Annotated in this window: 22 protein-coding genes; 3 read left to right on the forward strand and 19 right to left on the reverse strand. The window is 67.8% G+C overall.

Features of this window, described 5'->3' with window-relative positions; genetic code table 11:
• Window positions 1-22: 22 nt before the first annotated feature.
• From AB0M24_RS30855 to AB0M24_RS30880, 6 genes are all read right to left on the reverse strand, one after another.
• Window positions 23-637 carry a cyclase gene (locus AB0M24_RS30855; RefSeq protein ID WP_363775693.1) on the reverse strand — a complete coding sequence of 205 codons (615 nt, stop codon included), beginning with the start codon at window positions 635-637 and terminating at the stop codon, window positions 23-25.
• 341 nt (window positions 638-978) lie between these two features.
• On the reverse strand, window positions 979-1,320 hold the full coding sequence (locus tag AB0M24_RS30860) for a hypothetical protein (protein ID WP_363775696.1): 342 nt from the start codon (window positions 1,318-1,320) through the stop codon (window positions 979-981).
• Window positions 1,321-1,369: 49 nt separating this feature from the next.
• Window positions 1,370-1,540 carry a hypothetical protein gene (locus tag AB0M24_RS30865; RefSeq protein WP_363775698.1) on the reverse strand — a complete coding sequence of 57 codons (171 nt, stop codon included), beginning with the start codon at window positions 1,538-1,540 and terminating at the stop codon, window positions 1,370-1,372.
• Window positions 1,541-1,553: 13 nt separating this feature from the next.
• Window positions 1,554-2,093, reverse strand: a complete 540-nt coding sequence (locus AB0M24_RS30870; RefSeq protein WP_363775701.1) for a hypothetical protein — start codon at window positions 2,091-2,093, stop codon at window positions 1,554-1,556.
• Between the two features lie 67 nt (window positions 2,094-2,160).
• The gene (locus tag AB0M24_RS30875) at window positions 2,161-2,778 is read right to left on the reverse strand and encodes a response regulator transcription factor (RefSeq protein WP_363775704.1); all 618 of its coding nucleotides are present in this window, start codon (window positions 2,776-2,778) and stop codon (window positions 2,161-2,163) included.
• Window positions 2,775-3,878 carry a sensor histidine kinase gene (locus AB0M24_RS30880; RefSeq protein WP_363775707.1) on the reverse strand — a complete coding sequence of 368 codons (1,104 nt, stop codon included), beginning with the start codon at window positions 3,876-3,878 and terminating at the stop codon, window positions 2,775-2,777. The genes AB0M24_RS30875 and AB0M24_RS30880 overlap by 4 nt, the downstream gene beginning before the upstream one ends.
• A 112-nt stretch (window positions 3,879-3,990) precedes the next feature.
• Here AB0M24_RS30880 and AB0M24_RS30885 point away from each other — a divergent pair, with 112 nt between their 5' ends.
• Window positions 3,991-4,167 (forward strand): hypothetical protein, encoded by a 177-nt coding sequence (locus AB0M24_RS30885; RefSeq protein ID WP_363775710.1) that lies wholly within the window; start codon window positions 3,991-3,993, stop codon window positions 4,165-4,167.
• Here AB0M24_RS30885 and AB0M24_RS30890 read toward each other — a convergent pair.
• Genes AB0M24_RS30890 through AB0M24_RS30930 form a run of 9 tightly spaced genes read right to left on the reverse strand, consistent with a single transcriptional unit; the run spans window position 4,164 to window position 12,348 of the window.
• Window positions 4,164-4,859, reverse strand: coding sequence for a sirohydrochlorin chelatase (locus tag AB0M24_RS30890; protein ID WP_363775713.1), 696 nt, complete (start codon window positions 4,857-4,859; stop codon window positions 4,164-4,166). The genes AB0M24_RS30885 and AB0M24_RS30890 overlap by 4 nt on opposite strands.
• Window positions 4,856-5,728 (reverse strand): ABC transporter permease, encoded by an 873-nt coding sequence (locus AB0M24_RS30895; protein WP_363775716.1) that lies wholly within the window; start codon window positions 5,726-5,728, stop codon window positions 4,856-4,858. Before AB0M24_RS30895 ends, AB0M24_RS30890 begins: the two co-directional genes overlap by 4 nt.
• The gene (locus tag AB0M24_RS30900; protein ID WP_363775719.1) at window positions 5,712-6,485 is read right to left on the reverse strand and encodes an ABC transporter ATP-binding protein; all 774 of its coding nucleotides are present in this window, start codon (window positions 6,483-6,485) and stop codon (window positions 5,712-5,714) included. The genes AB0M24_RS30895 and AB0M24_RS30900 overlap by 17 nt, the downstream gene beginning before the upstream one ends.
• 32 nt (window positions 6,486-6,517) lie before the next feature.
• Window positions 6,518-7,567 carry an ABC transporter substrate-binding protein gene (locus tag AB0M24_RS30905; RefSeq protein WP_363775722.1) on the reverse strand — a complete coding sequence of 350 codons (1,050 nt, stop codon included), beginning with the start codon at window positions 7,565-7,567 and terminating at the stop codon, window positions 6,518-6,520.
• A gap of 14 nt (window positions 7,568-7,581) precedes the next feature.
• Window positions 7,582-8,925, reverse strand: a complete 1,344-nt coding sequence (locus tag AB0M24_RS30910; protein ID WP_363775725.1) for a GTP-binding protein — start codon at window positions 8,923-8,925, stop codon at window positions 7,582-7,584.
• On the reverse strand, window positions 8,926-9,825 hold the full coding sequence (gene cysD / locus AB0M24_RS30915) for a sulfate adenylyltransferase subunit CysD (protein WP_363775727.1): 900 nt from the start codon (window positions 9,823-9,825) through the stop codon (window positions 8,926-8,928).
• Entirely contained in the window at window positions 9,822-10,517 is a 696-nt protein-coding gene (locus AB0M24_RS30920; RefSeq protein ID WP_363775730.1) for a phosphoadenylyl-sulfate reductase, read from the reverse strand. The genes cysD and AB0M24_RS30920 overlap by 4 nt, the downstream gene beginning before the upstream one ends.
• Entirely contained in the window at window positions 10,514-10,672 is a 159-nt protein-coding gene (locus tag AB0M24_RS30925) for an Insertion element protein (protein WP_363775733.1), read from the reverse strand. The genes AB0M24_RS30920 and AB0M24_RS30925 overlap by 4 nt, the downstream gene beginning before the upstream one ends.
• Window positions 10,669-12,348, reverse strand: a complete 1,680-nt coding sequence (locus AB0M24_RS30930) for a nitrite/sulfite reductase (protein WP_363775736.1) — start codon at window positions 12,346-12,348, stop codon at window positions 10,669-10,671. The genes AB0M24_RS30925 and AB0M24_RS30930 overlap by 4 nt, the downstream gene beginning before the upstream one ends.
• A 369-nt stretch (window positions 12,349-12,717) precedes the next feature.
• Here AB0M24_RS30930 and hemW point away from each other — a divergent pair, with 369 nt between their 5' ends.
• Entirely contained in the window at window positions 12,718-13,926 is a 1,209-nt protein-coding gene (gene hemW, locus AB0M24_RS30935; protein WP_363775739.1) for a radical SAM family heme chaperone HemW, read from the forward strand.
• Window positions 13,927-13,970: 44 nt separating this feature from the next.
• Here hemW and AB0M24_RS30940 read toward each other — a convergent pair whose 3' ends face one another.
• The 4 genes from AB0M24_RS30940 to AB0M24_RS30955 form a co-directional block, all read right to left on the reverse strand.
• Window positions 13,971-14,357 (reverse strand): hypothetical protein, encoded by a 387-nt coding sequence (locus AB0M24_RS30940; RefSeq protein ID WP_363775742.1) that lies wholly within the window; start codon window positions 14,355-14,357, stop codon window positions 13,971-13,973.
• A 69-nt stretch (window positions 14,358-14,426) separates the two neighbouring features.
• A complete protein-coding gene (locus tag AB0M24_RS30945) occupies window positions 14,427-14,867 on the reverse strand; it encodes a zinc ribbon domain-containing protein (protein WP_363775745.1) in 441 nt (146 codons plus the stop codon).
• 9 nt (window positions 14,868-14,876) lie between these two features.
• Window positions 14,877-16,601 (reverse strand): hypothetical protein, encoded by a 1,725-nt coding sequence (locus tag AB0M24_RS30950; protein WP_363775747.1) that lies wholly within the window; start codon window positions 16,599-16,601, stop codon window positions 14,877-14,879.
• Window positions 16,598-18,331, reverse strand: coding sequence for a hypothetical protein (locus AB0M24_RS30955; protein ID WP_363775750.1), 1,734 nt, complete (start codon window positions 18,329-18,331; stop codon window positions 16,598-16,600). The genes AB0M24_RS30950 and AB0M24_RS30955 overlap by 4 nt, the downstream gene beginning before the upstream one ends.
• 153 nt (window positions 18,332-18,484) lie before the next feature.
• On the opposite strand from AB0M24_RS30955, the gene AB0M24_RS30960 reads away from it, so the two are divergent.
• Window positions 18,485-19,513: an amidohydrolase family protein gene (locus tag AB0M24_RS30960; RefSeq protein ID WP_363775753.1), complete on the forward strand. Its 1,029-nt coding sequence runs from the start codon at window positions 18,485-18,487 to the stop codon at window positions 19,511-19,513.
• The last annotated feature ends 1 nt before the right edge of the window (window position 19,514 follow it).

Consider the following 19,514-nt stretch of genomic DNA (forward strand, 5'->3'; position numbering starts at 1 on the left):
GCAGGGGGTTGGGCATCAGGTTCTAGCCGATGGTCGTGGTCGTCAGCACGGGGCTGGGGTCCGGGTAGCCCTTCGCGGCGGCGTTGACCGGGAAGCCGATGACCGTGACGACGGCGGTGAAGGTGAGGCCGGGGGCGTCGTAGCTGGTGCCGCCGAGCTTCGTCGTGATGGTGCCGGTGCCGCCGGCCTGCAGGTTGATCGTGACCGTGGGCAGCTCGAAGTCGGCCCCGCCCTTGATCGGGCCGGGCACGTTCAGCACGACGTCGTTGCCCTGCAAGGCAACCGTCGGCGTGCCACCCAGCCCGGAGCCGCCGGACAGCGACGCGGACTGGAACTTCGAGTTGCCCGGCACCGGCAGTTTGAGCGCGAGACCCTTGATCTCGCGCACCGTGCGCCCGCCGGCCTCGGACGGGATCTTGTTGGGCGCGGGGTCGATGGTGACCTTGACCGTGCCGTTGGGGGCGACGGTGGCCGGGGCGGACGCGTCGACACCCTGGTCGAGCGTGAAGTCCGACGACTGCCCGGCCGCACTCGCCCGGAGCTTGTAGGTGATGGTCTGCGGAGCTGCTGACGCGGTCGTGGCCGAGAACATCAGCATCGGTACCAGTAGCAGGGACGCGAATCCGGCTAGCTTCATGGCCTCTCCCCGTTGAGTGGACGAGGGACATCTCCAGCACGCGGCGTAATCACCTGACTACTCATGAGTAGGTTTCACGTCAACAGTTCACACTTCACATCGCCCAAACGGCGCTGCGCATTCGATCTTGTGGCGGCGGCCGGAAGTGTTGGTCTGCTCGGCTTTGCGGGGCAACAGCGGTTGGGCTCAAATGTGCTAGGATGGGTTCATCGCCTCTGCCGCTAGGTGGAGGAAGTGAGCCCAGGTGCGCGTCCGGACGGTCGCTGCCTGGGCTTCGCGCTTATCTGACCTCGCCCAGGTCGACCACGGTGTCGATGACTGACGTGACGCGTCGCTTCCAGTCACCTCCGGCGCCGTGGCACCACGCGATCGCGGAAATCGAGCACCAACCTGGTCACCCCGACGCCGATCGCGTCTTCGACGAGCAGGGGCAGGGGCGTCGACCGGACCCGCTCGCTGTGCCCGCGCGCGGTGTAGATGTTCACCGAGAACTCGCAGCACGCCAGCCTGTCCGCGATCAGCTTGCGGCTGGAGGGTTTCTCGGTCTTGAAGTGGACGCGTCGGGAGCCCGGGAGCAGCAGACCACGCATCATCGAGCGGGTGGAATGCAGCGAGCTCGGGGACAGCAGGACGGCAGCCATGAGGTAGCCGCCGCGCTCCGACTCGTCGACGAACATATGCATCCAAACAGGATCTCAGGCATGACCGACAAATCCCGTTCGGGTGATCACGTCAGCTGCGGCTGGCCGTCGCGAACATCGGGTAGGTCGGCCCGACGCCCAGCGAGGCGAGGACGAGCACGATGACGGCGATGAACGTGATCGCGACGCCGGCCCGCGAGACCACCTTCACCCACAACGGGGCGGTGGCCATGTGCGCGTCGAACGGATGGCGCAGTCTCATGAGGCTGGCTGTGTCAGCGCCGTCTCGAGGTGCTGTGGCCCAGTGCGCCGATCGCCGTCAGCACGAAGCCGGCGAAGAAGAGACCGAAGCCCAGCGGCAGGTTCGGGCCTCCGACACTCTGGGGCGTGAGGTGTCTCGGGGAGGGGAAGCCCGTCATGCCGGGCGACCCGAACTCCGGTGGCAGAGCGTCGGTCGGGAAGCCGGGCGGCAGATCTCCGGTCGGGAAGCCGGGTGGCAGGTTCGCCGTCGGGAAAGCGGGCGTCAGGGGAGTGCTGATCGGCTCAGGCGCGGGACTCAGGATGCCGAAGAAGATCACCCCGAATCCCGCTATCGCCAGGAGAGCGCCCACCCACACGAGCACCTTGACCCAGCCGGGTGCCCCGGACAGGTCCTGGTAGCCACGACGGGAACGGCGTCGCGAGCGCGGGAAGTCGTCATCGTCGGAGTCATCGTCGGAGTCGTCATCGTCGAAGAAATCCTCGATGTCGTCGGCACTGCCGTCGAAGAAGCCGTCGCGAACGCTGTGGTCGGACTGATACGAGTCGTCGTGCACGTCGCCCCCCGGTGCCGTTGCGCATTTGGTACCACGCCAAGGCCTCGCGTCGTGGCGGTTCGGCGGATCAGGTCAGCGGAGGCAGCCAGCCGCGGCTCAACGCCACTGTCACGGCGGCGGTCCGGTCGCTCACGTCCAGCTTGCTGAACACGTGCAGCAGATGGCTTTTGACGGTGGCTTCGCTGACGTTCAGCTCCTGGGAGATCGCGACGTTGGACAGCCCACGCGCCACGAGCGAAAGCACTTCGGCCTCTCGTGCGCTCAATCCCGGCCGCTGCACCGCGCTCACGAGCTTGGTCGCCACTGGGGAAGCCAGCACGGTTTGACCGCGCGCCGCGGCTCGCACTGCCTCGATCAACTCGAAGCTCGGCGCGTCCTTCAACAGGTACGCCGTCGCCCCGGCTTCGATCGCCCGCAGGATGTCGCCGTCGGTGTCGAACGTCGTCAACACGACGACTCGGCAAGAAGTCGACGCGACCACAGCGGCGGTGGCGGTCGCGCCGTCCATGCCCGGCATCTTGAGGTCCATCAGCACCACGTCCGGTGCGAGTTCCGAAGCCAGTTGGACGGCCTCCAAGCCAGAGCCGCACTCACCGATGACGGACAGATCTGGCTCGGCCTCGACGATCGTGCGCAGGCCGAAGCGGACGACGGGATGGTCGTCGACCAGCAGCACCCGGATCACGCGTCCTCCAAGACCACTCGCACCCGCACTCCCGAGCCCGGCGCGGAAAGGATCTCGAACGAGCCGCCCGCGTCCCGCACACGATCTCTCAAGCCGTCCAACCCGAACCCGCGCGGGGCCTCCGGACCGAAGCCACAACCGTCGTCGACGATCGACAACGAGACACCCGCCGAGTAGTCGAGCGAGACCGAGACGGAAGAAGCGCGAGCGTGCTTGCGGACGTTCGCCAGCGCTTCCTGCGTGACGCGGAGCAGCGTGACCTCGCTGTCAGGCGGCAGCGGACGGTACGAACCCGACACCGCCATCGACGCGGTGAGTCCCAGCTCGCGGCCCAGCCGGTCCGTCAGGCGTTCCAGTGCGGCGGGCAAGGAGGAACCGTCCAGCACTGCCGGAGTCAAAGCCGCCACCAGCGCGCGGATCTCGGCCAGGTTCTCGGCTGTGGTCTGTTCGGCCAACGCCAGATGTTGGTCGCGCACAACAGGATCAGTCGCGGATCGAGCCGCCCGGAGCAACAGCAGCACCGAGGTCGCGCCCTGAGCCAGCGTGTCGTGCAGGTCGCGGGCGAGCCGTTCGCGTTCGGTGAGCACGCCTGCCTCGTGGCTGACGTCGGCCAACTCCAAACGCTGTCGGCTCTGCTCGATGATCCGCGCGATCCACAGGCCCAGCATCACGGCCGGCAGCACGCTCAGGAAGATGATCACCGCCGCGCCCACCGAGTCCGAGCTGAAGCTGCCCGTCACCAGCACGACGGTGCCGATCGACATGGACGTCAGAGCGGTCGCCCAGATCGCGAGGCGTGGCGCCAGCAACGACCAGATGTGCGGATACAGCGTGAAGAACAGCACCGACAACGCCGGCACCAACGCGAACATCGCGACCACCAAAGGGATCGCGACGGCCAGATAGCGAACACCCCGCGCGTCACGGGCCAGAGGAGCCCCAACGCGCCAGTACCAGACGCACAACCCCGCCAGCAGCACCAGCGCGGCGTATGAGACGTGGTCCTCTGCGAGCACCAGCACCACGCCGACCAAGGCGAACACCGCGAAAGCCACGTGCCAGGCGACCTTGGTGCGGTCCCAGGCGTCATCGGAGGACACCGGGAAACTGTGCGTCCGCGCGCGCGAAAACACCAGTAGCCGGTCGACTGAGACCAAAACCCACCGGAACGTCGATGCCCGCGCAACCGCCGGACAGCAACCATTCCGAGCCATGACGAAGAGAAAGTCCGGCCTGGTCCTGCTCATCCTGTCGATGGTCTACGCGGCCGTCATCGCCCTGCTCGCGGTCAGCGGGTCGAGCGCCCTCACGGCCGTCGCGATCGCCGGAGGCGCGGTGCTCGGCATCGGCTGGGCGACGGTCGGGTACCTGTCGAACCAGAAGAGCTAAGCCGCGACGGTCTGGCGTGCCAGGGCGAAGTCGTAGCGGTCCAGCACCAGCTGGGCCACCTCGACGTCGTCACCCAGTGGGCGCGCCACCACGGCGTCGCCCGCCAGGGACGCGACCTTGTCCGGCAGCAGCCCCGGCGCGAGGAACCAGGACGCCACCGCGATCCGCGAAGCACCACGGGCCTTCAACCGCTCGATCGCCTCGGGCACCGTGGGCGAGGCGATCGACGCGAACGCCGCTTCCACCCCTGCCCATCCCGACTCGCGAGCCCACCGCCGGGCGACGCGCGCCACGGCCTCGTTGGCCGGACCGTGCGACGACCCGGCGCCCGCGAGCACCACGCCCAAAGACGGATCGTCAAAGGAGACCCCGGCCTCGGACAGCCGACGCAGAGCAGCCGACTCCAGCCGCGGATCCGGTCCCAGCACGTCCGTCACCACGGCGGGAACTCCCGACGAGGCGACCGCGGCCGGCACGTCGACCCGCGCGTGAAAAGCCTTGCCCAGCAACAAAGGCACGACTACGGACGCCTCGCGCAGGACGTCGTTCAACCGGGGCGCGCACAGGTCGAGGAAGCATCCGCGCACGTCCAACTCAGGACGCAACGACCGCACGACGTCCAACAGCGCGTGGATCGATGCGGCAGAACGAGGATCACGGCTGCCATGAGCGACAGCGATCAGCGGAGTCACAGGGCTCCCGTCAGTCCACGCGCACGCAGCACCGCGCGCTCCAACGGGCGGAACAGCAGCAGCTCGATCCCGATGCCCACCAACAGGATCAGGAAGATCGCCGCGATCACCATGTTGATGTCGTTCAACGACGACCCGTTGTGCAGGTACTGACCGAGCCCGGTGCCGAGCTGCGGCGAGGTCGCGATGATCTCCGCGGCCATCAGCGACCGCCACGAGAACGCCCAGCCTTGCTTCAACCCCGCCAGATATCCGGGCAGCGCGGCGGGCAACAGGATGTGCCGCGCGGAAGCCAGTCGTCCGGCACCCAACGCACGCCCGACCCGTGGCAGCAAAGGCGGAATCTGGTCGATCCCGGCCACCAACCCGTTGGCGATCGAGGGCACGGACCCCATCAGCACCACGAAGTAGATCGTCGCCGGCGTCGCCCCGAACCACAGGATCGCCGCCGGAACCCAAGCCACCGAAGGAAGTGACTGCAGGCCGGTCAGCAACGACCCGATCGCCGCGCGCACCACCCGCACCTTGGCGACCAGCAACCCCAGCGGTGTCGCGATCAGCACCGCCGCCACGAACCCGAACACCGCGCGGGACAACGAGGTCCACAGGACGCCGAACGCCTCACCGGTGCTGACCGAGCGCACGAGCTCGTTCCACACGTTGACCGGCGCGGGCAGGCGGAACTCCGGCAGGATCGCCGACGCCCACAACGCCTGCCACACACCGAGAAGCAGGGCGAACGCGATGATCGGTGGCACGCCGGTCTTCAGGAAACGGCGCCAGAACGGCGGCTTCTGCGCCTCTACTGGCACATCGAGCGCGTCGAGTCCGGCGCCGACCTTGTCGAGCGTGTCAGACGGCGTGGCCACTGATGACCTCTCGCAGGTGGGTGTTGATCTCGTCGAGAACCGTGTCGGAAGAGTCCGTGACATCCCACTCGCGCACCACACGGCCGGGGCGCGAGGAAAGCAGCACAACGCGCTGACCGAGGCGCACGGCCTCGCGAACGTCGTGCGTCACGAAGATGATCGCGGTGTTCGTGGTCTCCCACACGCGCAGCAGCTCGCTCTGCAGCACGTCACGCGTGATGGCGTCCAGCGCGGCGAACGGCTCGTCCATCAGCAGCAAAGCGGGACCGTCGGCGGACACCGTGGTGGACGCCAGCGCGCGAGCCAGAGCCACGCGCTGACGCATGCCACCGGACAGCTCGTGCGGACGCTTGTCCGCGACGTCACCGAGTCGCACCAGTTCCAGCAGCTCCAGCGCGCGACGCTTGCGCGCCAACCGGCCGACACCGGCGAAACGCAGCGCCAGCTCGACGTTGCGGGCAGCGGTGAGCCACGGCATCAAAGCGGGCTCCTGGAACATCACGGCCGGGCGCGACGTGTTGAGCTGGATCTCTCCAGCCGTCGCGCCGTCCAGACCGGCGACGATGTTCAGCAGCGTGCTCTTGCCGCAGCCCGACGCGCCGAGAAGGCACACGAACTCACCCGGCTTGACCTTGAGGTCGACGCCGTCGAGCGCCACCACGGCCGAACTGCCGTGGCCGAACACCTTGCGGACGCCGGCCAGTTCGACAGCGGTATCCACAGTGGACAGAACAGTGGTCTCGAGCGTGGCGGTCATGGTCGTGTGCCTTCCCCTCAACGTCTCGTGAACTACTTCTTGTCCAGGCCCGCTGCTTGGACCTGCGGCTTGCCCTGCGCCTGCAGGACCTTGTTCAGCAGCGTGAAGTCGGCGTACCCGGCGACGTTCGCGGCCTCCTTGGCCACGCCCGCGGTCACGGCGTCCTTCGCGAGCTGCGGGAAGTGCTTGGCCTGCGCGTCGGTCGTGAGCTCGATGTTCTTCCACGCGGAGTCGAGGATCTTGTCGCCCAGCTTCTTGGACGTGAGCTTCTCCAGCGCGGCGTTCACGGCCTTCTTCGCGTCCGCCTCGTTGGCCTTGGCCCAGTCGATGGCGGCGACGTGACCCTTCAGCACGGCCTCGACCGTCTCCGGGTGCTCCTGCAGGAACTTCGTCCGCACGATGACGACCGTGGTCGGGAACGCGCCGCCCTCCCACAGGGTCTTCTCGTCCAGCAGCACCTTCGCGCCCGCCTCGGCCACCAGGCGCGACGACCACGGCTCCGGCGCCCACGCGCCCTGGATGTCGCCCTTCTTGAACAGGTCGAGCGACTGCGCGTTCTCCACGTTCTGGACGGTGACCTGGCCGGTGAGGTTCTTCTCCGCCAGGTACTTCTTGAGCGCGACGTCCTGGGTGTTCGCGAGCTGCGGCGTCGCGACGGTCTTGCCCTTGAGGTCCTCGATCGAGTTGATCTCGGGCTTCACCACCAGCGCCGCGCCACCGGACGTGGCACCGGCGATGAGCTTCACGGCCTCGCCCTTGGACTTCGCGTAGGCGTTGATCGCCGGACCAGAGCCGATGTAGGCGATGTCGAGGGACTCACCGAGCAGCGCGTTGACCTCGTCGGGGCCGGCGTTGAAGGTCTGAGTCGTCAGCTTGGTGTTGCCGAGCTCCTTCTTGAAGAGCTCCTTCTCCACGCCGATCAACGCGGCGGCGTGGGTGACGTTCGGGAAGTACCCGAGGCGAACCTCGGTCGCGGCACCCTTGGACTGGGCTGCGGGTGCGTCTTCGGTGCCGCGGCGGCTGCAACCGGACAGTGCTGTCAGTGCGATGAGCGCGATGGCGACTGCGGGCTTGAGGTTCACGAGAAGGTGGCCTTTCAGGGACCGGGGGAGACGAGGGCGTGGTCGTCCTGGGCGGCGGTGCCGCCCTCGGTACAGCTCTCCACGCCGTCCTCGAGCAGCGGCAGCGGAGCCCCGACCAGTCCGGCGGCGAGCGTGGATCCGTCGCTCGCGTCGATCACCAGGAAGGACCCGGTGCGCCGGCTGAAGCTGTAGTCGTCCAGCGGTACTTCCTCCGCGAGGCGCAGTGCCACACGGCCGATCTCGTTGAGCTCCAACGAAGCCGGGCTGTCCACACTGGACAGCGTCTGCTCGTCGAAGCGGTCGCGCAGTTCGGTGACCATCGCCTGCACGGTGCGCGTGCCGTGCTTGACGAGGACGCGTGCACCGGCTCGCAGAGGCTTCTCCGCGAGCCAGCAGAGGGTGGCGTCCAGCTCGTCGGTGACCTTGGGCTCGTTGCCCGCCACGGAGATCAGGTCGCCGCGGGAGATGTCGATGTCGTCCGCCAGCAGCAACGTCACGGACTGGCCGGCCGCCGCCTCCGCCAGTTCGCCGTCCGCCGTGTCGATCTTCGTGACGGTCGAGCGCCGGCCGGAGGGCAGCACGACGATCTCGTCGCCCGGCTTGACCGTGCCCGCCGCGACCAGACCGGCGTACCCGCGGTAGTCGAGGTGCTCGGCCGTGCGCGGGCGGATCACGTACTGCACCGGGAAGCGGAACGGGGCGTCGTGCGGGTCGGCCTCGACCGGCACGGTCTCCAGGTGCTCCAGCAGGGTCGGGCCCTCATACCACGGCGTGTTCGCGGACTTCTCCACGACGTTGTCGCCGGCAAGTGCACTCACCGGGATCTCGACGACCGCGTCCTCGGTGTAGCCGAGCGCCGTCGCGTGGGCCGTGAACTCCTTGGCGATGCGGGAGAACGTCACCTCGTCGTAGTCCACGAGGTCGATCTTGTTGACCGCGAGGACGAGCCTCGGCACACCCAGCAGCGCGAGAACCGCGGCGTGGCGGCGGGTCTGCTCGATGACGCCCTTGCGCGCGTCGACCAGCAGGACCGCGAGCTGGGCCGTGGACGCACCGGTCACCGTGTTGCGGGTGTACTGCACGTGGCCGGGGGTGTCCGCGAGCACGAACGACCGCTTGGGCGTGGCGAAGTAGCGGTACGCCACGTCGATCGTGATGCCCTGCTCGCGTTCCGAGCGCAGGCCGTCGACCAGCAGCGAGAGATCCGGCGTCGTGAGACCGCGGTCGGCGCTCGCGCGGTGCACGGCGTCGAGCGTGTCCGCCAGCACGGACTTGGTGTCGTAGAGCAGCCTGCCGACGAGCGTGGACTTTCCGTCGTCCACGCTGCCTGCGGTAGCCAGCCTCAACAGGTCGCTCATTTAGAAGTAACCCTCCCGCTTGCGGTCTTCCATGGCGGCCTCGGACAGCCGGTCGTCGGCACGCGTGGCGCCGCGCTCGGTCAGCCGTGACGCGGCGACCTCGGCGATCACCGCGTGGATGTCGGCGGCGTCGGACTCGACGGCACCGGTGCAGGAGCCGTCGCCGACCGTGCGGTAGCGAACCACCTTGCGCTGCAACGTCTCGCCCTCGCGCGCGGTGCCCCACGGGCCTTCGGCGAGCCACATGCCGTCGCGCAGGAACACCTCGCGTTCGTGCGAGTAGTAGATGTCCGGCAGCTCGATGCCCTCGCGCTCGATGTAGTTCCACACGTCGAGCTCGGTCCAGTTCGACAGCGGGAACACGCGGACGTGCTCACCGGCGCGGTGCCGGCCGTTGTAGAGGTTCCACAGCTCCGGGCGCTGACGCTTCGGGTCCCACTGGCCGAACGCCGTGCGCAGGCTGAAGATCCGCTCCTTGGCGCGGGCGCGTTCCTCGTCCCGGCGGCCACCGCCGAACACCGCGTCGAACTTGTGCTGCGTGATGGAGTCCAGCAACGGCACCGTCTGCAACGGGTTGCGCGTGCCGTCCGGGCGCTCCTCGAGGCGGCCGTCGTCGATCCAGTCCTGGACCTTGGCGACTTCGAGGCGCAGACCGTGTTGCGCGACAACGCGGTCGCGGAACTCGATCACCTCGTCGAAGTTGTGCCCGGTGTCGACGTGCAGCAGCGGGAACGGCACGGGCGCCGGGTAGAACGCCTTGATCGCGAGGTGCAGCAGCAGCGTCGAGTCCTTGCCGCCGGAGAAGAGGATCACCGGCCGGTCGAACTCGCCCGCGACCTCGCGGAAGATGTGAATGGCCTCGGATTCGAGGCGCCCCAACGTGTCCAGCGCGAGTGTCATCCGTGCAACCCACATTCCGTCTTCGACTGGCCGGCCCAACGCCCACTGCGCGCGTCCTGGCCGGGCAGCGGCTTGGAGGTGCAGGGAAGACAGCCGATGGAGGGATATCCCTCCTGCACCAACAGGTTTTCGAGGATGCCCTTCTCGCGGATGTAGGCGTTGAACTCGTCGTCGGACCACGGCGCGATCGGGTTGATCTTCACCAGGCCGTTGCGCTCGTCCCACTGCACGATCGGCGTGTTCGCGCGCGTCGGTGCGTCCACGCGGCGCACACCGGTGACCCACGCGTCGTACTTCGCGAGCTCGCGGCGCAGCGGGACGACCTTGCGCAGGTCGCAGCACCTCGCCGGATCCGACTGGTACAGCAGGCCGAACTCGGCCTCCTGGTCCGCGACGGACTGCTTCGCCTCGGCGTTCACGATCCGCACGTCCGGGTAGACGACGCCGACCGCGTCGCGCACGCCGATGGTCTCCGGGAAGTGGTAGCCCGTCTGCAGGAACAGCACGTCGAAGTCCGGCTTCACCTTCGCGGCGAGGTCGATCAGCACGGCGTCCTGCATGTTGGAGGCGACGATGTAGCTGTCGCCGAACGTCCGCGCGGTCCACTCCAGCGCCTCGACGGCGGAAGCGTTGGCCAGCTCCTCTTGCGCGGCCTCGGCGACGATCCTCAGGTCTTCCTTGAGATCGCTCACTTCTTCACCTCCTGCGGCAGGTTGAGCCCGACGAAACTGACCTTGAAGACACGACGGCATCCGCTGCACAGCCACGCGTAAGCGGGTTCCTCCTGCGGACGGAGGTCCTCGTCACCGCAGTAGGGGCAGTAGAACGGCGTCGCGCGTTCGCTCACTTCAGGTCACCCTCTTCCGCACGGGCGACCCACTGGGCGAAGCGCTCGTCGTTCTCGCGCTGGGCAACGAAGTTCCGCACGACCCGCTCGACGTACTCGGGCAGCTCGGCCGAGGTGACCTTGTGGCCGCGCAGCTTCCGGCCGAACCCGGCGTCGAGGCCGAGCCCGCCGCCGAGGTGCACCTGGAAGCCCTCGACCTGGTTGCCGTTCTCGTCCGTGACGATCTGGCCCTTGAGCCCGATGTCCGCGGTCTGGATGCGGGCGCAGGAGTTGGGGCAGCCGTTGATGTGCACCGTGATCGGCTCGGTGACGCCGTCGACGATGTCCTTGAGGTTGGCTTCGAGCTGCACGACCAGGTCGTTGGCGCGGGCCTTCGTCTCGACGATCGCGAGCTTGCAGAACTCGATGCCGGTGCAGGCCATGATCCCGCGCCGCCACGGCGACGGGTCGACCTGCAGGCCGAGCTTCGCGAGGTTGCTCTTGAGCGTGGAGACCTCGGCCTCGGGCACGTCCAGCACGATGATCTTCTGCTGCGGCGTGAACCGGACGCGCTGCGAGCCGGCCTGCTCGGCGATCTTCGCGACCTCGACCAGGATCGAGCCGGAGACACGACCGGCGACCGGCGCGGCACCGACGTAGAACAGGCCGTCCTTCTGCTTGTTCACGCCGATGTGGTCGAGCTGCTGCTTCAGGGTTTCCGGCGCGGGGCCGTCGATCATCTTGCGCTTGAGGTACTCGTCCTCGACGACCTGGCGGAACTTCTCCGGACCCCAGTCGGCGACGAGGAACTTGATGCGCGCGCGGTGGCGCAGACGCCGGTAGCCGTAGTCGCGGAAGACGCTGATGACGGCTTCCCACACGTCCGGGACCTCGTCGAGCGGCACCCAGGCGCCAAGACGCTTGCCCAGCATGGGGTTCGTGGAGAGGCCGCCGCCGACCCAGAGGTCGAAGCCGGGGCCGTGCTCGGGGTGGTTCACGCCGACGAACGCGATGTCGTGGATCTCGTGGGCGACGTCCTGCAGGCCGGAGATGGCGGTCTTGAACTTGCGCGGCAGGTTGGAGAACCGCGGGTCGCCGATGTAGCGCTCGAGGATGGTGTCGATCGCCGGCTGGCCGTTGATGATCTCGTCCTCGGAGATCCCCGCGACCGGCGAGCCGAGGATGACGCGCGGGCTGTCGCCACACGCCTCCATCGTGGTGAGGCCGACCTCTTCGAGCTTCTGCCAGATCGTGGGAACGTCCTCGATCGCGATCCAGTGGTACTGGATGTTCTGGCGGTCGGTGATGTCCGCGGTGTCGCGCGCGTACGTCTGCGAGATCTCACCCAGCACCTTGAGCTGCTGCGTGGAGAGCGCACCGCCGTCGCTGCGGACGCGCATCATGAAGAACTCGTCGTCCAGCTCCTCCGGTTCGAGCGTGGCCGTGCGGCCGCCGTCGATTCCCGGCTTGCGCTGGGTGTAAAGGCCGTACCAGCGGAACCGTCCGCGCAGGTCGGCCGGGTCGATCGAGTCGAAACCGCGGTGGGCGTAGATGTTCTCGATGCGGGTGCGGACGTTGAGCGGGTTGTCGTCCTTCTTGCTCCGCTCGTTGGGGTTCAGCGGCTCTCGGTAACCGAGCGCCCACTGCCCCTCGCCGCGACGCTGCTTGGCGCGCGGTGACGTCTGCGGCGGGACCATCGCCATCCTCCGGGGTTTCGAGGCGCTTGCGGCGCATGCGAGCCCAGAGGTGCTTGTGGTGGGGGCCTCGTCAGCGCACCAAGCGCCGACGGGAACAAATCAGCGCGCGGTTATGCCGAACGACGGCACATCGCGCTGGAGACACGACGGAAGTCGACGTGGCGGCGGGCCACGAGGCGGACTCCAGTCGAATGCATGACCTCAGTGTGCCTGGCGTCCAGAGCATGGTCCACCGCCAACCGAATGCTGGGATTGACGAGGGAAAGTTGACATCCTAGGCTGGTTTCACTCCGTAGTATCTCTGTCACAGACAGACACATCCCCTGGCTGTGCACCGCCGTTCGGGGCGCGTGGGGGACACTGGGTGTCATGCCCTCCGCTTTGCCCGAAGGCGAGCCCGCGCCCGCCGACGGTTCGCTCCCCGCTTCTTCGTTGTCCGGTTTCGGCTCGCGTCCGTTCGGCATCTACGTGCACGTGCCGTTCTGCGCCACCCGCTGCGGCTACTGCGACTTCAACACCTACACGCCGGGCGAGCTCGGTTCGTCCGCGTCGCCCGAGTCGTGGCTGGAGGGTCTGCGCCGCGAGCTCGACCTGGCCGCGTCCGTGCTCGGTTCTCCGGTGCCCGCCTCGACCATCTTCGTCGGCGGAGGCACCCCGTCGCTGCTCGGTGCCTCCGGCCTGACCGATGTGTTGGACGCCGTGCGCCAGTCGTTCGGCCTGGCTCCCGGCGCCGAGGTGACGACCGAGTCGAACCCGGAGTCGACGTCGTCGTCGTTCTTCGAGGGCATCCGGTCTGCTGGGTACACGCGTGTGTCGCTGGGAATGCAGTCCGCGGCCCGGCACGTGCTGGCCGTTCTGGATCGCAAGCACACGCCAGGTCGCGCGGTCGACGCCGCGCGCGAGGCGTTGGCCGCGGGTTTCGAGCACGTGAACCTGGACCTGATCTACGGCACGCCGGGGGAGCGGCCCTCAGATCTGTCGGCTTCGCTGGACGCTGTGTTGTCGGCCGGCGTCGACCACGTGTCCGCGTACGCGTTGATCGTCGAGGACGGCACCGGTCTCGCGCGCCGCATCCGTCGTGGCGACCTGCCGATGCCGGACGACGACGTGCTCGCGTCGTCCTACGAGATGGTCGACTCGGTATTGGGTGGTGCGGGCTTCTCCTGGTACGAGGTGTCGAACTGGGCGACTTCGGTCGAGGCTCAGTGTCAGCACAACGTCCTGTACTGGAAGGGCGCCGACTGGTGGGGCTTCGGTCCCGGCGCGCACAGCCACATCGGCGGTGTCCGGTTCTGGAACGTGAAGCACCCGGCGCGCTACTCGTCCCTGCTGGCGGAGGGTCTGTCGCCCGCGGCTGGGCGTGAGGTGCTGTCTTCCGAGGACCAGCGCGTGGAACGTGTGCTGCTGGAACTGCGCCTGGCTTCCGGCCTGCCGTTCGACGTGCTGGACGACGCGGGTCGCGCGGAGGCTCGTTCGGCGATCGCGGACGGCCTGCTGGAGCCGTCGGACGACCTCTGCGTGCTGACCGACCGCGGCCGCCTGCTGGCCGATGCGGTGGTCCGGCGCCTCCTGCCCTGACGCGCCCGCCTCCTGGCCGATGCCGTGGTCAGGAACCCGTTGACTCAGCGCGCCCGGATGTCGTGCTGGCTGTGGACCTCGGTGACGTGCCGCCCGTGCTTGTCGTACGTGACCGTCGCCCACCACAGCCCGTCCTTGCGCCTGGTCTTCTCCCAGACGAGCGTGCCGCGCCACCACTCGTCCTCGCTCATGACGAGGCACGGCTTCTCGGTGGCCTTGGGCCTGCCGTGCCGCTCCAGCCACGCGGGCGCGCAGCAGTGGTCGCACGGCTGCAGCTGGCCGACGACATCCGCCCACCGGACCTCGACGACCTCGTGCGTGTCCTTGCCGATCAGCCGCAGCCGGTTCTCCCCTTTGTGCAACCACTCGCAGCTCGGGTCGTTGTGGAAGGTCCGGCCGCCCTTCGTCCGCCAGCCCTGCTCGCTCTCCACGTCCCCACCCCTGTCTCGGATGGTTTGGACCCTAGCGAGCACCACCGACAAAAACAGGGCCGTTCGAGTTCACTGCTGGTCAGGTGGCTGCCGACGCAGCAGGGCGGGCAGCTTGCCGAGTGCTGTGATCATCAGGCGCAGGAAGCCGCGTTCGCTGAGCTTGTCGTCGTGCCGCAGCTGCAACGCGCCGACGACCGCGACCGCGAGCAGACCGCCCACGACGACGATGGGCAGCACCCACGCGGACGCCACCTTGCCGACGACGAGCAGCGCGGCGATCACGATGACGAACAGGACCAGGTAGAACGATCCCGTCAGCCACGGTGACCGCCGCTCCGCCTCGCGGCGCTGAACCTCCTGGTAGACGCGCAGGACGTCGTCCGGCCTGCCCGCGATCCTGCTGACCCGCCCCCGCGCGAAGTCGACGCCGCAGCTGTCGCAGAACCGCTCGTTGTTGACCTGGCCGCAACTGGAGCACGTCCACGGTTCGATGTTCGCCTCGTCTGCCACGCCCCTACGTTAGGGGCGCGGGACCTTCACGTTGCCGTACACGTCCCATCCCTCGGAGATCCGTTTGTAGTAGGTGTCGGCCCGTCCGGCGTCGCTCACCCAGTCGAACTCACCCTTGCCCGGCGGCGTCGGATAGGTGCGGATCGCGTCGGCCATCAGCTTCGACTCGTCGAGCCCCGCCCAGATCGTGCGCGCCAGCTCGGCCGACGGCGTGCGCAGGTAGAGCCGATACCCGAAGTAGGACTTGGCGATCGAGCGGTGCAGCCGTGCCGAGATGACCGTGCGTTCGAAGTAGGCCTTGAGCTGTGCGTAGTCCGCGGGCTTGAGGATGCGCCGGACGGACTCGACGTCGGCCAGAGATCGTTGGGCCAGCCGGACTCCGTGGTCCTTCTCCGTCACGACATCGTCCGCATAGGACTGAACCATGAGGTTGCCCGGCGTCACCCAGCCCCGGTCCAGCACGTAAGGCGTCTCGTTGCGCAGGATCGGGTCGAGCTTGCAGTGAGGCGGGGCGAGGGTGTTCACGACGTCGATCCAGTAGTGGAACTTCTTGTTGACGCCGTGCCGGACGAACGTGACCGGTGGGTCGATCCACTTGCCCGAGACGCTGCGGTGGTAGCCGGGGCAGTACGGGTCGTAGTTCAGGCGCGAGTGGTCGCCGCTGTTGTTGCCGAGCGTGTAGAGGACCGACTCGACGATCTCCTGCGAACGTGCCAACGCCTGCGCCACACGTGGTGCGGCCAAAGGGCCATAGCGACGGCGCGCGAACTCCTGGTAGATCTGGGAGTTCGTCAACGATCCCGCTCTGTGCAGCGCCCAGAGGTTCACTTCTGTCGGCGTGCCGACGATGTGCGAGTCCTGGAAGCGGTCGGTGCGGGCCACGTAGCCGATCACGTTGGGGAGCTTGCGGTAGTGCCTGAGCCGATCCGCGTGGTCGGCCACGAAGGCGCCGGCCATCTTGCCCTGGCCGTTGTACTCGCCGGTGGCGTCGTACTCGATGAGCACCGGGCGTTTGATCTTCGGGACGGTGACGTCGATCGGGTGCGTCAGGAAGAAGTCGTGCGGCTGCGCCTTGGCCATCACCCGGACGTGCTGGTTTTGGACGAGGTCCAAGGCGCGCAGGACGTTGTTCATCTCCTCCGGGAAGTACGCGAAGGTGCGCAGGTAGAGGAGTTTGCCGCGCTCGTCGGTGACCGAGGCGATCTGGTCGATGAGGTAGGCGAGCTTCTCCTCGGCGGTCTTCATGCGCGTGGAGTGCTGGCGTTCCACGCGGGCGCCGGTTTCGATGAACGTGAGGATCACCGAGTCGATGTTCGGCAGCAGGTCGAGCATCGCCCGGTAGTCGGCCTTGAACCAGTCCCAGAACGCCGGGTTGTCGAGGTCGATCGTGCCGTTGGGGCCGGTGCGGAACTCGGCGGGGTAGTAGGTGAGGGAGTAGAGGGCGTGGTCCCAGACCGCGACCTCCTCGATGCCCGCGGCGTGGGCCTGGTCGGTGAGCCGCACGGCACGTTGACGGCGGTCGTCGGACTCCTTGAGCTGGCGCAGGTGGTGGATCACGTCGTGCGACAGCTGCAGGTGGTTGATCCGGTAGTCGCGGGCGGCGGCGATGGTCTGCTCGTTGCCGGCGTCGTTGTTGGACAACAACGTCCAGCCGCGGATGTCGGGAGAGTCGGCGTGAGCCGCTGCCGGCGACAACAGAGTCATCGCCAGCAGCGCGGAGATCAGTTTTCTCACGGGCGCGGCACCTTGATGTTGGAGTAGCGGTCCCAGCCTTCGGAGATCCGCTTGGCGTACAGGTCGGCCTGGGCTGCGTCGATCACCCAGTTCCACTCCCCGGTCGGCGGTGCCGGGTACGCGCGCACTTGGGCGGCAACGGAGGTGGCCTCGTCGAGACCGTCCCAAATGGAGCGTGCGAGTGCGGTGGACGGTTGCTGGACGTAGATCCGGTAGCCGAAGTACGCCTTGGCGACCGCCCTGTGCAGCTTGGCGGTGAGCACGGTCCGTTCGAAATAGGACTTCAGTTGCGAATAGTCGTTGGGACGCAGCAACTTTCGGACATGTTCGACGTCTCGCAACGACGCCTCGGCCAGCTGAACGCCGTAGTTCTTCTCGACGTTGAGGTGGTCGAGGTACTCCTGCGTCATCAGGTTGCCGGGCGTCACCCAGCCGCGGTCGAGCACGTACCCGGCCTCGCGACGCAGGATTCCGTCGGTCTTGCAGTGCGGCGGCGCCAGGTGGTTCGCGACGTCGATCCAGTAGTGGAACTGCTTGTTCACGCCGTGCCGCACGAACGTCGTGGGCGGGTCGACCCACTTGCCGGAGACGCTGCGGTGGTAGCTGGAGCAGTACGGGTCGTAGTCGAGGCGCGAGTGGTTCGCGGTGTTGCTGCCCAACGTGTACAGCGTCGAGGTGATGATCTCCGGCGACCGGGCCAGTGCCCGTGCGACGTGCGGCGCCGCGAGCAGGCCGTACTTGCGAGCGGCGAACTCCAGGTAGATCTGCGAGTTCGAGGCGCCTTCGCTCGCCCGCTTCAACGCGAACAGGTTGATCTCGGTCGGCGTCCCCACGATGCGTGACTCGTCGTAGCGGTCGGTGCGGGCGACGTAGCCGATGACGTTGGGCAGCTTGCGGTAGTGCCGCAACCGGTCGGCGTGCTCGGCGACGAGCGCGTTCGCGATCTTGCCCTGGCCGTTGTACTCGCCGGTGGTGTCGTACTCGATCAGCACCGGGCGTTTGATCTTCGGGACGGTGACGTCGATCGGGTGCGTCAGGAAGAAGTCGTGCGGCTGCGCCTTGGCCATCACGCGGACGCGCTTGTTCTGCACGCGGTCGATCGCGCCGATCGTGCGGTCCATCTCGGCTGGGTAGTAGCCGAACGTGCGCAGGTACAACAGCATGCCGCGCTCGTCGATCACCGACGCGATCTGGTCGACGAGGTAGGCGAGCTTCTCCTCGGCGGTCTTGAGCTTGGCCGAGTACTGGTTCTCGACGCGCGCGCCGGTCTCGATGAACGTCAGGATGATCGAGTCGACGTCCGGCACCAGGTCGAGCATCTGCCGGTAGTCACCGCGGAACCAGTCCCAGAACGCCGGGTTGTCGAGATCGATCGTGCCGTTCGGGCCGGTGCGGAACTCGGCGGGGTAGTAGGTGAGGTTGTAGAGCGCGTGGTCCCAGGCGGCGACCTCTTTGACGCCGGAGGAGTGGGCCAGCGAGGTGAGCCGGTTCACCTGCGCCTGTCTGCGCGGGTCACGAACCTCCTGCAGGTCGTGGACGACCTCGTGGGACAGCTGCAGGTGGTTGACCTTGTACTTCCTGGCCGACGCGATCACCTCGTCGGCGCCCGCGTCGCTGTCGGAGAGGATCGTCCAGCCCCGGATCGAGTTGCGGATCGAGTCGTGCGCCGCCGCCACTCCGGGTGGCACGAGCAGGATCACTCCCAGGAGCAGACACCAGAGCTTGCGCATGCGCACCCCTCAGTGGACCGGGGCGGCGGCGCCTCCAACCCAACGGTTCGGCTGACTCGTCAGTCAAGGGAACCGGCGAGTTCTGCGGTGTTTACATCGCCCCGTGTTTCCAGTGCTAACGTCGATCGTGTTAGCACTGGAAACGGAGTGGACATGCGCATCGTTGGTCTTGAAGAGCACGTGGTTCTGCCCGTCGTGCGGGAGGCGTGGGCGAAAGTGGGTGCCCGGCAGCCGTACCCCGACGACCACCCGGTGATGCGGCGGTTGCGCGACGTCGGCGAGGGGCGCCTGGCCGACATGGACGAGCAGGGCATCGACGTCGCGGTGCTGTCACTGGCGACTCCTGGCGTGCAGAACCTCCCGCCGGCCGATGCCGTCCACGTCGCACGCGAGGCCAATGACGCGCTGGCGGAGATCGTCGCGGCGCACCCGCACCGGTTCCAGGCCTTCGCCGTCCTTCCCACGGCGTCACCGGACGACGCTGCCGCGGAACTGGAGCGCGCGGTGGCGGAGCTCGGCTTTCCCGGAGCGATGCTGTACGGCCGGACCGGCGACAAACTGGCGGACGCGCCCGAGTTCGACGACCTCTACGCCACCGCTGAACGGCTCCGCGTCCCGCTGCACTTCCACCCGCAGGCGCCGGTGCAGGCAGTTCAGGACGCGTACTACTCCGGACTGCCGAACGGGCTCGGGCCGATGCTCGCGACCGCCGGAATCGGCTGGTACTACGACCTCGGCGTGCAGTACCTGCGGATGATCTTCTCCGGCGTGTTCGACCGCCACCCCGAGCTGCAGGTGATCGCCGGGCACTGGGGCGAGGTCGTCCTCTTCTACCTCGACCACGTCGGCGTTCTCGGCGAGGCGGCGAAGCTCGACCGGCCGCTGGCCGACTACTTCCGCGAGAACTTCTGGGTGGCGGGCAGCGGCACCGTCAGCGAGCGCTACCTGAGGTGGACCGCCGAGGTCGTGGGCACGGACCGGATGCTCTACTCGACCGACTACCCGTACACGTTCGGCACGAGGCCAGGCGGCTTCCCGTATCTCGACACCAGCGGTGGCGTCGCGCGGTCGTTCCTCGAGAACGCGCCGTTCACCGACGAGGAGAAGATCGCCATCGGTTCGGGCAACTGGGAACGGCTGACGAGCCGCTCGCGTCACGCCGGAGCGGGCACCAGGCAGTAAA

The sequence above is a fragment of the Lentzea sp. NPDC051838 genome, assembly GCF_040681245.1.
GTDB lineage: Bacteria > Actinomycetota > Actinomycetes > Mycobacteriales > Pseudonocardiaceae > Lentzea.

Excerpts from the sequence above, each read along its gene's own strand:
- AB0M24_RS30855 (WP_363775693.1), bottom strand. The coding sequence starts at position 637 with ATGAAGCTAGCCGGATTCGCGTCCCTGCTACTGGTACCGATGCTGATG.
- AB0M24_RS30860 (WP_363775696.1), bottom strand. The coding sequence starts at position 1,320 with ATGCATATGTTCGTCGACGAGTCGGAGCGCGGCGGCTACCTCATGGCT.
- AB0M24_RS30865 (WP_363775698.1), bottom strand. The coding sequence starts at position 1,540 with ATGAGACTGCGCCATCCGTTCGACGCGCACATGGCCACCGCCCCGTTG.
- AB0M24_RS30885 (WP_363775710.1), top strand. The coding sequence starts at position 3,991 with ATGACGAAGAGAAAGTCCGGCCTGGTCCTGCTCATCCTGTCGATGGTC.
- AB0M24_RS30900 (WP_363775719.1), bottom strand. The coding sequence starts at position 6,485 with ATGACCGCCACGCTCGAGACCACTGTTCTGTCCACTGTGGATACCGCT.
- AB0M24_RS30910 (WP_363775725.1), bottom strand. The coding sequence starts at position 8,925 with ATGAGCGACCTGTTGAGGCTGGCTACCGCAGGCAGCGTGGACGACGGA.
- cysD (WP_363775727.1), bottom strand. The coding sequence starts at position 9,825 with ATGACACTCGCGCTGGACACGTTGGGGCGCCTCGAATCCGAGGCCATT.
- AB0M24_RS30930 (WP_363775736.1), bottom strand. The coding sequence starts at position 12,348 with ATGGTCCCGCCGCAGACGTCACCGCGCGCCAAGCAGCGTCGCGGCGAG.
- hemW (WP_363775739.1), top strand. The coding sequence starts at position 12,718 with ATGCCCTCCGCTTTGCCCGAAGGCGAGCCCGCGCCCGCCGACGGTTCG.
- AB0M24_RS30955 (WP_363775750.1), bottom strand. The coding sequence starts at position 18,331 with ATGCGCAAGCTCTGGTGTCTGCTCCTGGGAGTGATCCTGCTCGTGCCA.
- AB0M24_RS30960 (WP_363775753.1), top strand. The coding sequence starts at position 18,485 with ATGCGCATCGTTGGTCTTGAAGAGCACGTGGTTCTGCCCGTCGTGCGG.